Source organism: Escherichia sp. AM3 (genome assembly GCF_032029835.1).
GTDB classification, from domain to species: Bacteria; Pseudomonadota; Gammaproteobacteria; order Enterobacterales; family Enterobacteriaceae; genus Escherichia; species Escherichia coli.
In genome coordinates this window covers 1-12,540 of record NZ_JAVUPQ010000019.1, presented here as the reverse complement: position 1 = coordinate 12,540, position 12,540 = coordinate 1, and the positions used below count along the sequence as shown (strand labels likewise).

Annotated in this window: 16 protein-coding genes; 5 read left to right on the top strand and 11 right to left on the bottom strand. The window is 52.0% G+C overall.

Annotated elements, in window-relative coordinates; genetic code table 11:
- Positions 1 to 33: 33 nt before the first annotated feature.
- Positions 34 to 309: a DUF1471 family protein YjfY gene (gene yjfY / locus RTW80_RS10055; RefSeq protein ID WP_000492914.1), complete on the top strand. Its 276-nt coding sequence runs from the start codon at positions 34 to 36 to the stop codon at positions 307 to 309.
- Between the two features lie 128 nt (positions 310 to 437).
- Here the strand turns inward: yjfY and ulaF are convergent, their stop codons facing one another.
- The 6 genes from ulaF to ulaA are packed head-to-tail and all read right to left on the bottom strand — an operon-like array spanning position 438 to position 4,844.
- Positions 438 to 1,124, bottom strand: a complete 687-nt coding sequence (gene ulaF, locus RTW80_RS10050) for an L-ribulose-5-phosphate 4-epimerase UlaF (protein ID WP_001170792.1) — start codon at positions 1,122 to 1,124, stop codon at positions 438 to 440.
- Positions 1,124 to 1,978 (bottom strand): L-ribulose-5-phosphate 3-epimerase UlaE, encoded by an 855-nt coding sequence (gene ulaE, locus RTW80_RS10045; protein WP_000949511.1) that lies wholly within the window; start codon positions 1,976 to 1,978, stop codon positions 1,124 to 1,126. Before ulaE ends, ulaF begins: the two co-directional genes overlap by 1 nt.
- Positions 1,979 to 1,987: 9 nt before the next feature.
- Complete coding sequence (gene ulaD / locus RTW80_RS10040; RefSeq protein ID WP_000056760.1) at positions 1,988 to 2,638, bottom strand: 3-keto-L-gulonate-6-phosphate decarboxylase UlaD; 651 nt, start codon at positions 2,636 to 2,638, stop codon at positions 1,988 to 1,990.
- Positions 2,639 to 2,651: 13 nt separating this feature from the next.
- Complete coding sequence (ulaC, locus tag RTW80_RS10035) at positions 2,652 to 3,116, bottom strand: PTS ascorbate transporter subunit IIA (RefSeq protein WP_000776510.1); 465 nt, start codon at positions 3,114 to 3,116, stop codon at positions 2,652 to 2,654.
- A gap of 9 nt (positions 3,117 to 3,125) precedes the next feature.
- Complete coding sequence (gene ulaB, locus RTW80_RS10030; RefSeq protein WP_000218362.1) at positions 3,126 to 3,431, bottom strand: PTS ascorbate transporter subunit IIB; 306 nt, start codon at positions 3,429 to 3,431, stop codon at positions 3,126 to 3,128.
- Between the two features lie 15 nt (positions 3,432 to 3,446).
- Positions 3,447 to 4,844 carry a PTS ascorbate transporter subunit IIC gene (gene ulaA, locus RTW80_RS10025; protein ID WP_001353960.1) on the bottom strand — a complete coding sequence of 466 codons (1,398 nt, stop codon included), beginning with the start codon at positions 4,842 to 4,844 and terminating at the stop codon, positions 3,447 to 3,449.
- Between the two features lie 354 nt (positions 4,845 to 5,198).
- On the opposite strand from ulaA, the gene ulaG reads away from it, so the two are divergent.
- Positions 5,199 to 6,263 (top strand): L-ascorbate 6-phosphate lactonase, encoded by a 1,065-nt coding sequence (gene ulaG, locus RTW80_RS10020; protein ID WP_001556744.1) that lies wholly within the window; start codon positions 5,199 to 5,201, stop codon positions 6,261 to 6,263.
- Between the two features lie 107 nt (positions 6,264 to 6,370).
- A complete protein-coding gene (gene ulaR / locus RTW80_RS10015) occupies positions 6,371 to 7,126 on the top strand; it encodes an HTH-type transcriptional regulator UlaR (RefSeq protein ID WP_000133631.1) in 756 nt (251 codons plus the stop codon).
- On the opposite strand, the gene yjfP is transcribed toward ulaR, so the two are convergent.
- On the bottom strand, positions 7,123 to 7,872 hold the full coding sequence (gene yjfP / locus RTW80_RS10010; RefSeq protein WP_000569723.1) for an esterase: 750 nt from the start codon (positions 7,870 to 7,872) through the stop codon (positions 7,123 to 7,125). The two genes, ulaR and yjfP, sit on opposite strands and share 4 nt — an antisense overlap.
- A gap of 181 nt (positions 7,873 to 8,053) precedes the next feature.
- On the opposite strand from yjfP, the gene bsmA reads away from it, so the two are divergent.
- Together bsmA and yjfN are read left to right on the top strand one after the other, a co-directional pair.
- Positions 8,054 to 8,383, top strand: a complete 330-nt coding sequence (gene bsmA / locus RTW80_RS10005; protein ID WP_000254633.1) for a biofilm peroxide resistance protein BsmA — start codon at positions 8,054 to 8,056, stop codon at positions 8,381 to 8,383.
- 148 nt (positions 8,384 to 8,531) lie between these two features.
- Positions 8,532 to 8,807, top strand: a complete 276-nt coding sequence (gene yjfN, locus RTW80_RS10000) for a DUF1471 family protease activator YjfN (protein ID WP_000811566.1) — start codon at positions 8,532 to 8,534, stop codon at positions 8,805 to 8,807.
- A gap of 116 nt (positions 8,808 to 8,923) precedes the next feature.
- On the opposite strand, the gene RTW80_RS09995 is transcribed toward yjfN, so the two are convergent.
- The 4 genes from RTW80_RS09995 to RTW80_RS31315 all read right to left on the bottom strand — a co-directional run.
- Entirely contained in the window at positions 8,924 to 10,549 is a 1,626-nt protein-coding gene (locus RTW80_RS09995) for an isovaleryl-CoA dehydrogenase (RefSeq protein WP_001556743.1), read from the bottom strand.
- An 83-nt stretch (positions 10,550 to 10,632) separates the two neighbouring features.
- The gene (locus RTW80_RS09990; RefSeq protein ID WP_000943981.1) at positions 10,633 to 11,796 is read right to left on the bottom strand and encodes a glutathionylspermidine synthase family protein; all 1,164 of its coding nucleotides are present in this window, start codon (positions 11,794 to 11,796) and stop codon (positions 10,633 to 10,635) included.
- Between the two features lie 2 nt (positions 11,797 to 11,798).
- Complete coding sequence (locus tag RTW80_RS09985) at positions 11,799 to 12,437, bottom strand: DUF1190 domain-containing protein (RefSeq protein ID WP_000101682.1); 639 nt, start codon at positions 12,435 to 12,437, stop codon at positions 11,799 to 11,801.
- Between the two features lie 42 nt (positions 12,438 to 12,479).
- A partial coding sequence (locus RTW80_RS31315) for an IS1 family transposase (RefSeq protein WP_071528444.1) occupies positions 12,480 to 12,540 on the bottom strand: 61 nt, incomplete at its 5' end.

Genomic DNA, 12,540 nt, shown 5'->3' with positions numbered 1-12,540 from the left:
GAGCACACAAAGTCAGCCGTCGAGGAGGTATCTATGTTCAGTCGAGTTTTAGCCCTTCTGGCTGTGCTTTTGCTAAGTGCAAATACATGGGCAGCCATTGAAATTAATAACCACCAGGCCAGAAATATGGACGATGTGCAAAGCTTAGGCGTGATTTATATCAACCATAACTTCGCCACTGAAAGTGAAGCACGTCAGGCATTAAATGAAGAGACAGATGCGCAAGGCGCAACGTACTACCACGTAATTCTGATGCGGGAACCGGGGAGTAACGGCAATATGCACGCCAGCGCGGATATTTATCGCTAGCACCAGGTATAACCAACGAAACATTGCCATAGTTTGCTTTGCCCCCTTCGCAGGGGGCTTTTTTTGAAAAACGGCTGCGGAATTAGACCAGTTATCTCCCGAGGAAGGAAATTTCCGCAGCGCGTGTTCTACTTCTGCCCGTAATAAGCGTTAGGACCGTGTTTACGCATGAAGTGTTTATTCATCAGGAAGCTGTCGATGTGATTGAGTTGTGGGTTAATACTGCGCGCAATCCACGCCATTTTCGCCACTTCTTCCATCACCACCGCGTTATGCACCGCATCGTGGGCATCTTTCCCCCAGGCGAACGGTCCGTGCTGATACACCACAATTCCCGGCGTATGCAGCGGCTCGGCGTTGCCCAGCGTTTCGATAATCACTTTGCCGGTGTTCAGTTCATACTCGCCCTGCACCTCTTCTTCGCTTAACCCGCGCGTACACGGAATGTCGCCAAAGAAGTAGTCAGCGTGCGTGGTGCCTAACGCCGGGATCGCCAGCCCCGCCTGCGCCCATGCGGTGGCATGAGTGGAGTGGGTATGGACAATGCCGCCAAGCGACGGGTAACGACGGTAGAGTTCGAGATGCGTCGCAGTGTCGGAAGATGGGCGATACTCCCCTTCCACCACCTTGCCGCTCATATCAACCACCACCATATCGGCCGCTTTCATGGTTTCGTAGGCAACGCCGCTGGGTTTGATCACCACCAGCCCGCGTTCGCGGTCGATAGCGCTGACGTTGCCCCAGGTAAAGGTCACCAGCCCATAGCGCGGCAGATCCATGTTGGCTTCAAACACCTGCTGTTTTAGCTTTTGCATTATGCCGCCTCCACCATGCCTGCTTTGGCCATGCGCGCTTTCACCCAATCGCGCGCTTTCGCCACTTCTGCCGCCGGGTCTTCCGCCGTTTCGCTCCACATCTCAATCAGGTACGGCCCGCAATAGCCACTCTGTTTGAGCGTTTCGAAACAACGTTCGAAATCCACTACACCTTCGCCAAACGGCACGTTTTTGAAGACGCCAGGTTTGGTGTCTTTCACATGTACCGCGACGATATGCCCGATTCCGGCCTGCAACTCCATCTGCACATCGTTGTCCCACGCCGACAGGTTGCCGATATCCGGGTAGAGCTGGAACCACGGATTGTTGAGATAGTGCGCGTAGCCCAGCGCCTTGCTGATGGAGTTCATCAACGGATAATCCATGATCTCCATCGCCAGCGTCACCTGCGCGCGGCTTGCCATCTCAACGCTCTCTTTCAGGCCGTCACGGAAACGACGACGCGTTTCGTTATTGGCTTCCTGATAGTAAACGTCATAGCCCGCCAGCTGGATCACGCGAATACCGACATCCTGGGCGAACTGGATAGCTTTACGCATAATCTCCAGCCCCTGCGCCCGCACCGCGTCATCTTCACTGCCCAGCGGGAAACGACGATGAGCAGAAAGGCACATGGACGGCACGCGCACGCCGGTTTCAACAATCGCATTGACCAGCGCCAGACGCTGCTCGCGGCTCCAGTCGAGGCGCGACAGGCGCTCGTCCGTTTCATCTACCGACATCTCGACAAAATCGAAGCCCAACGTTTTTGCCAGTTGCAGGCGTTCCAGCCAGCACTCCCCGGCGGGGAGCGCTTTTTCATAGATGCCAAGCGGGATTTGTTTGGACAACATATCCGCTCCTTAGCCCCACAGTTCAGCGATGGAACGTTTGAACTGACGTGCGGCTTCCACCGGAGAAGCGGCATCACGGATACTACGGCCCGCGATAAAGACGTGAATCGGAATACCCTTGAACAGCGGCAGATCTTCCAGCGCCAGGCCTCCGGTGACGGTGACTTTGAAGCCCATATCGGAAAGACGTTTGATCGCGGTGATGTCCGCTTCGCCCCACGCCACGCCTGCGGCCTGCGCGTCACGGCTGCGGTGATAAACCACCTGCTGAATGCCTGCATCGCGCCACTGTTGCGCCTGTTCCCAGGTCCAGTAACCGGTCAGTTCGATCTGCACGTCGCCGTTAAACTCTTTTGCCACGTCCAGCGCGCCTTTGGCGGTGTTGATATCCGCACAGCAAATTACCGTCACCCAGTCAGCGTTGGCTTCGAAGCACATACGCGAAAGGATTTTGCCTGCATCGGCAATTTTGGCGTCTGCCAGTACGATTTTGTGCGGGTAGAGCGCTTTCAGGTCACGAACCGCACGCACGCCTTCGCCCACGCACAGAATGGTGCCCACTTCGATAATGTCGACTTCTTCGGCAATCAGGCGAGTGGTTTCGTAGGCGCTATCCATAGTCTGGTTGTCCAGCGCGACTTGCAACATCGGTAATGACATGTTCAATTCCTTCTTAAGCTGCCGCGTTGGTGCGGTCAATGAGATCCAGTACTTCCTGCTCGGTACGGCAGGCGCGTAAACGGTCAAAATTCTCTTCATCTTCAAACAGGTTGACGATCTGCATGATGCCCACTTCCTGGTGAGTATTGGCATCGACCGCCGCCATGGTGATGAGGATATCCACCGGATCGTTGTCGTCGTGGTTAAATTCCAGCGGCTTTTTCAGCGTTACCAGAGAGAAACCTGTTTTCTTAACACCCTCTTCCGGCCGCCCGTGCGGCATCGCCAGCCCCGGAGCGATAACGAAATAAGGGCCAAACTGTTCCACGCCATCCAGAATCGCCTGGTAATAGCGCGGCTCGACAACATCCGCCGCCACCAGCAGGTCAACGCCGATTTTCACTGCGTCCTGCCATGTCTCTGCTTCAGCCTGCAGGCGGATGGATTTATTTTCCGCCAGCGAATCACGTAATTTCATGGCGCGTCCTTACTTCACATCCTGCGGGAAATGCTCTTTGATCACTTCCAGCAGTTTCGGGCCAAAGTCAGCAGGAGAGAGCATGTTGCGCACGCCAACCACGTATTTGTTGCCGGTCACGGTGATTTCGCCCGCAATGTGCGTAGAAGCGATGATGATATCCGCGCCGCTCAACTCGCTTTTGTATTCGCCAACCGCGCAGCTGTTTACCGTGTGGTCAATGTTTGATTGGGTTAAAAACTGGTCCACTTTCATCTTCATGATCATGGAACTGCCTTGTCCGTTGCCACACACAGCCAGAATACGTACGGTCATAATCAAAACTCCTTATTAAGCAGACTGTTCTGCCAGTTGTTTTTCTGCATCTTCTTCTGCGCGCAGCGCGCGGCCAGCGAAGAACATATAAGCCAGTGCAATTACAATGATGACGGCCATAAAGGCGATACCGATGGAGAAGAAGCCTTGCATCATCGGCGGTGCCAGAATCGACCAGTCCGCCATGCCCATCCAGGCACTCATACCGGTGAGTTTCACCGCCCAGACGCAACCAAAGATTTCGATCATCCCCATCACCAGACAAATCTTCAGCGCCGCACGCCAGCCGCCGAAGTGGTTAGCGAACACGCCGATGGTGGCGTTGGAGAAGAACATCGGGATAAAGCCGGGAATAATCAGGATCGAGGAACCGCAGGCGACCAGGATGCCAACCGCAATCAGCTGACCGATGGTGCCCCACATAAAGCCCCAAACCACGGCGTTCGGCGCGAAGCTATAGATAGCCGCACAGTCAATCGCCAGAACCGCACCAGGGATCAGGCGCTGGGAGATACCGTTAAATGCTTCAGAGAGTTCCGCCACAAACATGCGCACGCCCTGAGTGATGATGAAGATCGCCACCGCGAAGGAGAAACCAGTTTGCAGGATGTACACCGTCCAGTTCACTTTGCCTGCCATCGCCTGCACAGTGTCGATACCGAAGGAGAGCAGAATGGCACCAAAGAAGATGGTCATCACAATCGCCGTGGAGACGATGTTGTCGTGGAAAATATTCAGCCAGCCTGGCAGTTTGAGGTCTTCAACGCTTTCCTCTTTTTTGCCGAGGAACGGCGCAACTTTATAGGCAATCCATGATGCAAACTGTTGCTGGTGACCGATGGAGAAACCGCAGCCGTCCGTCACTTCCTGAGTCGGCTTGTACATCATGTTGGAGGTAATGCCCCAGTAGAGCGAAACCAGAATCGCCGTGCAGATAATGGTTGTCCACATGGAGTAGCCGAAAATAAACAACGTAACGGCAATCAGCCCCGCCTGCTGGAACATGATATGACCAGTCAGCATGATGGTACGAATACCGGTAATGCGACGCAGCAGCACGTAACAGATGTTCAGCGCCAGCGCTAACAACACCGCGTAACCTACCCAGCTATAGGCATCGCCCATGCGGTCGATGGTTGTCATCATCGACGCGTAAGTATCGGAAATTGCGCCGTTAATGCCGTAGACTTCGGACATTTTCGCCACCACCGGTTTGAAGGTGCTGGTGAGGATGCCGGACCCTGCCTGCAACAACATGAAACCAATTATGGTTTTAATCGTGCCTTTAATAATAACGCTGACACTTTTGCGCAGTAGGATGTAGCCCAGACAGGTCACAATACCCAGCAACAACGGGGCATTGGTCATGACCTGGTTAAAAAACACGGTAAAGATGTTGTAGAGGATCTCCATAACGATCTCCTGAAGAAGAGGTAACCGGGTATTCCGCACACCCGGAATGTTGTGCACTCACTCTAATTTTCAAAAGTAATCACAACAAGATTATTTATGATTAAATGTGACGCGACCCGCAAATAATTCCACACGGATAGAGTGGGATTCACACAACGAAACAATTATTTATTTAAATTCATTTAGTTAATTTAACTACACATTCCATTAAATCTTTCCACACTCAAAATCAACAACAACTTCCCTGGCAAAAAGTCAAAAAATGGTCATTGCCTTCCTGAAAAAATAGTGTCAGGATTAATCAAAACCAATCACATATTGATTCGAATTAAACTATCATGAAGGTAAATGGCGATGAGTAAAGTGAAAAGTATCACCCGTGAATCCTGGATCCTGAGCACTTTCCCGGAGTGGGGTAGCTGGTTGAATGAAGAAATTGAACAAGAACAGGTCGCTCCTGGCACATTTGCGATGTGGTGGCTTGGCTGCACCGGGATCTGGTTAAAATCGGAAGGTGGCACCAACGTTTGCGTTGATTTCTGGTGCGGCACTGGCAAACAAAGTCACGGTAACCCGTTAATGAAACAGGGTCACCAAATGCAGCGCATGGCTGGCGTGAAAAAACTGCAGCCAAACCTGCGCACCACCCCGTTTGTTCTTGATCCGTTTGCGATTAGCCAGGTCGACGCGGTACTGGCGACTCACGATCACAACGATCATATCGACGTCAACGTCGCTGCTGCTGTGATGCAGAACTGTGCTGATGACGTACCGTTCATTGGACCGAAAACCTGTGTGGATTTGTGGATTGGCTGGGGCGTACCGAAAGAGCGTTGCATCGTGGTCAAACCGGGCGATGTTGTAAAAGTGAAAGACATTGAAATTCATGCGCTTGACGCTTTCGACCGTACTGCACTGATCACCCTGCCTGCCGATCAAAAAGCGGCTGGCGTACTGCCGGACGGCATGGACGATCGCGCGGTGAACTATCTGTTCAAAACGCCTGGCGGCTCCCTGTATCACAGCGGCGACTCCCACTACTCTAACTATTATGCGAAGCACGGTAACGAACATCAGATCGACGTGGCTTTAGGTTCATACGGCGAAAACCCGCGCGGTATCACCGACAAAATGACCAGCGCCGATATGCTGCGTATGGGTGAAGCCCTGAATGCGAAAGTGGTTATCCCGTTCCACCACGATATCTGGTCAAACTTCCAGGCCGATCCGCAAGAGATCCGCGTGCTGTGGGAGATGAAAAAAGATCGTCTGAAGTATGGCTTCAAGCCGTTTATCTGGCAGGTTGGCGGCAAATTTACCTGGCCGCTGGATAAAGACAACTTCGAGTACCACTATCCGCGCGGTTTCGATGATTGCTTCACTATTGAACCGGATCTGCCGTTCAAGTCATTCCTGTAATCTGTCGTTTATACCGGATAGCGTGGAGTAGTTCGCGCTATCCGGCGTAGTATTTCCTGGCTATTTCAAATATCATCTAAAAAAATCAAATTTTATCGGAATAGCTCATGACTGAAGCACAAAGACATCAAATCCTCCTGGAAATGCTCGCACAATTGGGCTTTGTGACCGTTGAGAAAGTCGTTGAGCGTCTGGGAATTTCGCCTGCCACTGCGCGACGCGATATCAATAAACTTGACGAAAGCGGCAAACTGAAAAAAGTGCGCAATGGCGCAGAAGCTATTACCCAACAGCGCCCGCGCTGGACGCCGATGAATCTGCATCAGGCGCAGAATCACGATGAAAAAGTACGTATCGCTAAAGCGGCCTCGCAGCTGGTTAATCCGGGCGAAAGCGTAGTCATCAACTGCGGCTCCACCGCGTTTCTGCTTGGGCGGGAAATGTGTGGCAAGCCAGTGCAAATCATCACTAATTATCTACCGCTGGCAAATTACCTGATCGATCAAGAACATGACAGCGTGATCATTATGGGCGGACAGTACAACAAAAGTCAGTCCATCACTTTAAGCCCGCAGGGCAGCGAAAACAGTCTCTATGCCGGGCACTGGATGTTTACCAGCGGCAAAGGACTGACAGCAGAAGGGTTGTATAAAACCGATATGCTGACGGCAATGGCAGAGCAGAAGATGCTGAGCGTGGTAGGGAAACTGGTGGTACTGGTTGATAGCAGTAAGATTGGCGAACGCGCGGGAATGCTTTTTAGCCGTGCCGATCAAATTGATATGCTGATCACCGGCAAAAATGCTAACCCGGAAATCCTGCAACAACTGGAAGCGCAAGGGGTCAGCATTCTGCGTGTTTAAAGATGCTGGCGGAAAAATGTCACTGCAGCATCTAACGCCTCAGGCGTAATGCGGTGACGCACGCCTGGCTGCCATGAACAGGTTAGCAGTTTATCCCGTCCCGTCTCGCTTAAGGCCTGCTGCAAACGTAGTGATTCATCGGCAGGCACAACGTCATCGTCGAGGCCATGCCACAGCAGTAGAGGTCTGTCACCAAGTTGTTCCAGGTGGTTTGTCGCTTCCCACTCTGCCAGCGGCGCGACAATGTTATTGAATTCATTCTGTTGTGCTGCCGTTTCAGGTATCAGCGGTGGAAACAGTGAACGGGCGAGCGATGTAAAATAGCCTGATCCCATCATACTGGCGGTACATTTCACCGTGGGGTGGCGAGCGGTAATTCCCAGTGCCGTCATCGCGCCCATCGACGCGCCACCGACTGCCAGACGGTCATCACGCAGCCAGTTTTCTTCGGCTATTGCCGCACGTAAAGTAGTGAATTCCTGCATACTTTGTAGCAAGATTTGCCAGAATTGATTTAACCGCCGCGCTTCGTCGCCACTAAAACGGCTACCGTGATCGGGCGCATCCGGCATGATCACCCGCAAACCAGCCTGCGCCAGCGCAACGGCAAAATAGCTATACACCAGGCTGGATGAAGTAAAGCCGTGATAAAAAATTACGCACGGTAACGGGGTATCTTTTTGCCCGACAGGATAAGCATGAAGAACGGGAATATCTGCCAGCTCGCGTGATTCTATTTCAATCATCTGTCTCTCCTTTTTGTCTGGTATGACATGAAGAAATCCTTAGCACAAGTTTCTGCTGGCGGTATTAGTTCATAATGTTGAGATGTGGGTTACGCTTTCGTCACGTTTTCATTCGAAAATCGCGTACCAGGTAACAATTCGGGAACATTCCCCCAAAGTTAAATTAATAAGGCACTACACTATGGTTAGCAGGAAACGTAATAGCGTTATTTACCGGTTTGCCAGTTTATTATTGGTGTTGATGTTAAGTGCCTGTAGCGCACTGCAAGGTACGCCACAGCCAGCACCGCCAGTAACGGACCATCCGCAAGAGATTCGCCGCGACCAGACGCAAGGGTTACAGCGAATAGGTAGCGTAAGCACGATGGTTCGGGGTTCTCCGGATGACGCATTAGCAGAAATCAAAGCGAAAGCTGTCGCTGCAAAAGCTGATTATTACGTTGTCGTCATGGTGGACGAAACCATCGTGACAGGACAGTGGTATTCACAAGCCATTTTGTACCGTAAATAAATCAGACAACTTACATAGTCAGCTTTACATTGCTTTGCGTCCCTATGCGTTTACCTGTGCACAATAAATTACCGGCTGGAAGCCTGGGCGTTTATTACCGCGATGGAATGCCCTGCAACATGTGGGGAAACGAAAAATGGAGCTGACGATGAAACAATTACTTGCCTCACCCTCGCTGCAATTAGTGACTTATCCTGCGAGCGCCACGGCACAGTCTGCAGAATTCGCCAGTGCTGACTGCGTGACGGGCCTGAATGAAATAGGTCAGATCTCAGTTAGCAATATTTCAGGGGATCCGCAGGACGTGGAACGTATCGTGGCGTTAAAGGCCGATGAACAAGGTGCGTCATGGTACCGCATTATTACCATGTACGAAGACCAGCAGCCTGATAACTGGCGCGTACAGGCAATACTGTATGCATGAGTGTCATCTACAGCAAATGAACAATGCCGGATGCGGCGCGAGCGCCTTGTCCGGCCTACAATTTTCACATATTTCATTGAGTTAATCGAAACCAGCGTCGCATCAGTCGTATACGCTTACACACACACTCCCCCCGTCGCCCGCAGCAATAAATCATTCTGGATCTGCTCTGACAACCGTACGCCGCCGCGCGTATCTAACATCACCTGACACCACGCCTGCGCCATTGGCGGAGAGGCATATTTCAACATTTGCGCACCGCAGACCAGCAGGAATAGCTGATGAGTAATTTCTCGCCCCAGTTCTTCAGCTGGCTTACGCAGCTGCTGCTGTAAACGACGAACCGCGCGATCAAAATAACGATCCTGCCCTTTCACTTCCAAAAATGCTTCCGACAATAAGTCGTATACGCCCGCTTGCTTATTGAGAACGCGCAGCACATCCAGGCACATAATATTGCCGGAACCTTCCCAAATACTGTTTACCGGCATCTCCCGGTAAAGCCGCGGCAGCTCGCTCTCCTCGCAATAACCAATGCCGCCCAGCACCTCCATCGCTTCGGCCACAAACGGCATACCTCGTTTGCAGATCACAAATTTTGCCGCAGGTGTAAATAAACGCGCCCACAGAGCTTCTTTGGCATCGGCGCGCCGGTCCCACGCTCGCGCAAGACGAAACAGCAACGCCGTTTGCCCTTCAAGCTGAAGTGCCATGCGACTTAAGACATGACGCATAAGGGGCTGTTGGATCAATGGATTACCAAAAACATGGCGTTGATGTGCATGATAAATCGCCAGCGAAAATGCACGGCGCATCATGGCATGGCTACCTAGGGCGCAATCAAAACGCGTCATCCCCCCCATTTTCAGGATCAGACGAACTCCTTCCCCTTCCTGCCCCAACAACCAGCCAATGGCATCCTGAAACTCCACTTCGCAGCTGGCGTTAGAGCGATTACCCAGCTTATCTTTCAGCCGCTCGAGGCGAATCGCGTTGCGTTGCCCGTCAGGCAAAAAGCGCGGCACAAAAAAGCAGGACAAACCGCCCGTAGTCTGCGCCAGCACCAGATGCGCATCGCTTTGCGGCACCGAGAAAAACCATTTATGCCCCACCAGCCGATAAGAGCCATCTTCCAGGCGCTCTGCGCGGGTGGTGTTGCTCATGACATCGGAACCGCCCTGCTTTTCCGTCATTCCCATGCCAATCAACAAACCGCGTTTTTGCCCACCTGGCAATAAGTGAGAATCGTAGCGATCGCTCAGCAGCGGCGTGGTCCAGTCCTGAAACGGCGTGGGTAACATCTGTAACAACAATGGCGTGGCGGCAAAGGTCATGGTTATCGGACATAACGACCCAGCCTCAACCTGCGCATGTAACATAAAACGCGCCGCGCGCGCCACAAATGCGCCGGAGCGAGCGTCTTCTTCCCAGGCAAGATTGTGCACCCGATTGGTACATAGTGCCTGCATCAGCAGGTGCCAGGCGGGGTGAAAACGCACATCGTCCAGACGGCGTCCTTGCGCATCGTAGCGCAATAATTCAGGCGGATTCACATTCGCCAGCCGCCCCAGTTCAAGGGATTCAGCCGTTCCTAACTGCTGACCAATACTGGCTAGAAAATCGCTATCCCAGCCAGCACCTTCACGCGTTACCGCTTCGCAGAGCGCGCCATCAGACAGGTATAAGTTGCTGTTATTTAATGGTATAGGTTGATTAAAAACGGTGTGAGTTTGCCAGTGCACTGTGTCTCCCTCCATCAATGGCAGTCACCATTAGTATGGTCACTGCCATGGATTCATGACAGAAAGAGATTGCTAAAACATTCTTATCCAGCAATGTAATGCGGAACGAAACGTGAGGTGTCTTTGGTGATCAGCGTGTTATCTTCACGGATCCCCATTCCGCACGCTTCATCATCGACAATCCAGCTACCGATGAGTGTGTAGCTATCGCCAAATCGCGGCAGAGGTTGAAACGCCTGGTAGATCATCGGTTCATCGGCGTAATCACCATCAGCGTGGTCAACGACGTTATTGTGACCGTCGAAAATGGTGACATTTCCGCCTTCGCGCGAGTAGATCGGTTTACGCACATAGCTTTCGCCAGCGGCAATCTGCGGTTTTTCACCCTCAAACCAGGATGCAAGAAGGTTAGGATGACCAGGGAAGAAGCGCCAAAGCAGCGGCATTAGCCCTTTATTACTCAAGATACTTTTCCATAACGGCTCCACCCATTGCTCGCGACGCTTGCGCAGCAGCGGACCATTATCGTCACGCATCATCCACTCCAGCGGATACAGCTTAAATGCACGCTGGATGACATTATCATCAAGATCGGTCAGTACGCCGCCGACGCCCAAACCGAGATCTTCAATGTAGATAAACCGCGACTCCTGCCCTGCCTGCTGGGCGCAGTCCTGCAAGTACAGCACGGTACTCCTGTCTTCATCGGTGTCCTGACAGCAGCAAAAATAAAACGGTTCCCGACTGTAAAGCTCGCTAAAGCGTGAAATCAGGCGTTCCTGAATAGCATTGTACTGATCGGCATCACGCGGAATAATGCCGCTGCGCCGGGCATCCTCCAGCCACAGCCACTGGAAATAAGCCGACTCGTACAATGAAGTTGGCGTATCGGCGTTGTACTCCAGCAGCTTCACCGGCGCATTGCCACACCAGGCAAAATCCATCCGTCCATACAGCGAAGGATCGCGTGCGCGCCAGCTTTCAGCGATCACATCCCAGTACAACGGCGGGATCGCCAGTTGCGTCAGGATCTCTTCATCTTTTACCGCGCGATCCACCACCTCAAGGCACATCTGATGCAGTTCCGCAGTCGGTTTTTCGATCTGCTCTTCAATCTGGCGCAGAGTAAAACGGTAAGCCCGACTCTCATCCCAATAGATTTCATTGTCGATGATATGAAAGTCGAAACCGTTGTTAGCGGCGATCTGGTCCAGATCCCGTCGCACAGGAACGTTGTGTCTCAGCATGATTAGCCTCCCCAATGCCCACGGGCGCTGGAAGAACGACCATAGCCGCCGCGCGAAACGGTTGACGCTTTTTTGGTGGTAAAGCCGCCTGAAGAGTAAGACTCTTTTTTGCCAGAACCGGAGCGCCAGGAGTAATCACCGGAAGTGTTGCGCCAGACGGGGCGGGAAGCAAATGAGGATCCGCCGCTGTTATAGACGAACGGCTCATCGCGATCTTTACGAATAACCCGGCTTAACAAAAATCCAGAAACGACCGGGATCCAACTCTGTTCAACATTGTCGTAGTAGCAATTTTCGTACTTAGACTGACAATTCTGCTGAGTCATATTCTTCGGAACATCGGCATAAAATGCCGCTTTGGCGTTGTTCCAGCCACGCGCGCAAATGTCGGCATTATTACCGTCATCAATACAATCCTGCACTGTCGCGTAAAACGTTCCGTCGCCGTCGTTATCGACATCGCTACTATCGCTACAACCTTTCAATACGAAAAAAGCGGCACCGCCCATTAGCGCCAACGTTAAGTATTTTTGTGCGTAGCGATTGCGACGCGGTTCAAAAGGATTATTCGGTCTACCAATGCGACTAATCGCTCCGTGACCAATTTTACTGTTATTTCTTGATTTGCGTTTTCTGGCCATGATCGTCCATTACCATGTCATACAAGCGGTAATGACTCCAACTTATTGATAGTGTTTTATGTTCAGATAATGCCCGATGACTTTGTCATGCAGCTCCACCGAT

Coding starts and splice junctions, on each gene's coding strand:
- yjfP (WP_000569723.1), bottom strand. CDS start 7,872: ATGATTGAAATAGAATCACGCGAGCTGGCAGATATTCCCGTTCTTCAT.
- bsmA (WP_000254633.1), top strand. CDS start 8,054: ATGGTTAGCAGGAAACGTAATAGCGTTATTTACCGGTTTGCCAGTTTA.
- ulaG (WP_001556744.1), top strand. CDS start 5,199: ATGAGTAAAGTGAAAAGTATCACCCGTGAATCCTGGATCCTGAGCACT.
- ulaD (WP_000056760.1), bottom strand. CDS start 2,638: ATGTCATTACCGATGTTGCAAGTCGCGCTGGACAACCAGACTATGGAT.
- ulaE (WP_000949511.1), bottom strand. CDS start 1,978: ATGTTGTCCAAACAAATCCCGCTTGGCATCTATGAAAAAGCGCTCCCC.
- ulaR (WP_000133631.1), top strand. CDS start 6,371: ATGACTGAAGCACAAAGACATCAAATCCTCCTGGAAATGCTCGCACAA.
- ulaF (WP_001170792.1), bottom strand. CDS start 1,124: ATGCAAAAGCTAAAACAGCAGGTGTTTGAAGCCAACATGGATCTGCCG.
- yjfY (WP_000492914.1), top strand. CDS start 34: ATGTTCAGTCGAGTTTTAGCCCTTCTGGCTGTGCTTTTGCTAAGTGCA.
- yjfN (WP_000811566.1), top strand. CDS start 8,532: ATGAAACAATTACTTGCCTCACCCTCGCTGCAATTAGTGACTTATCCT.
- RTW80_RS09985 (WP_000101682.1), bottom strand. CDS start 12,437: ATGGCCAGAAAACGCAAATCAAGAAATAACAGTAAAATTGGTCACGGA.
- ulaA (WP_001353960.1), bottom strand. CDS start 4,844: ATGGAGATCCTCTACAACATCTTTACCGTGTTTTTTAACCAGGTCATG.
- ulaB (WP_000218362.1), bottom strand. CDS start 3,431: ATGACCGTACGTATTCTGGCTGTGTGTGGCAACGGACAAGGCAGTTCC.
- RTW80_RS09990 (WP_000943981.1), bottom strand. CDS start 11,796: ATGCTGAGACACAACGTTCCTGTGCGACGGGATCTGGACCAGATCGCC.
- ulaC (WP_000776510.1), bottom strand. CDS start 3,116: ATGAAATTACGTGATTCGCTGGCGGAAAATAAATCCATCCGCCTGCAG.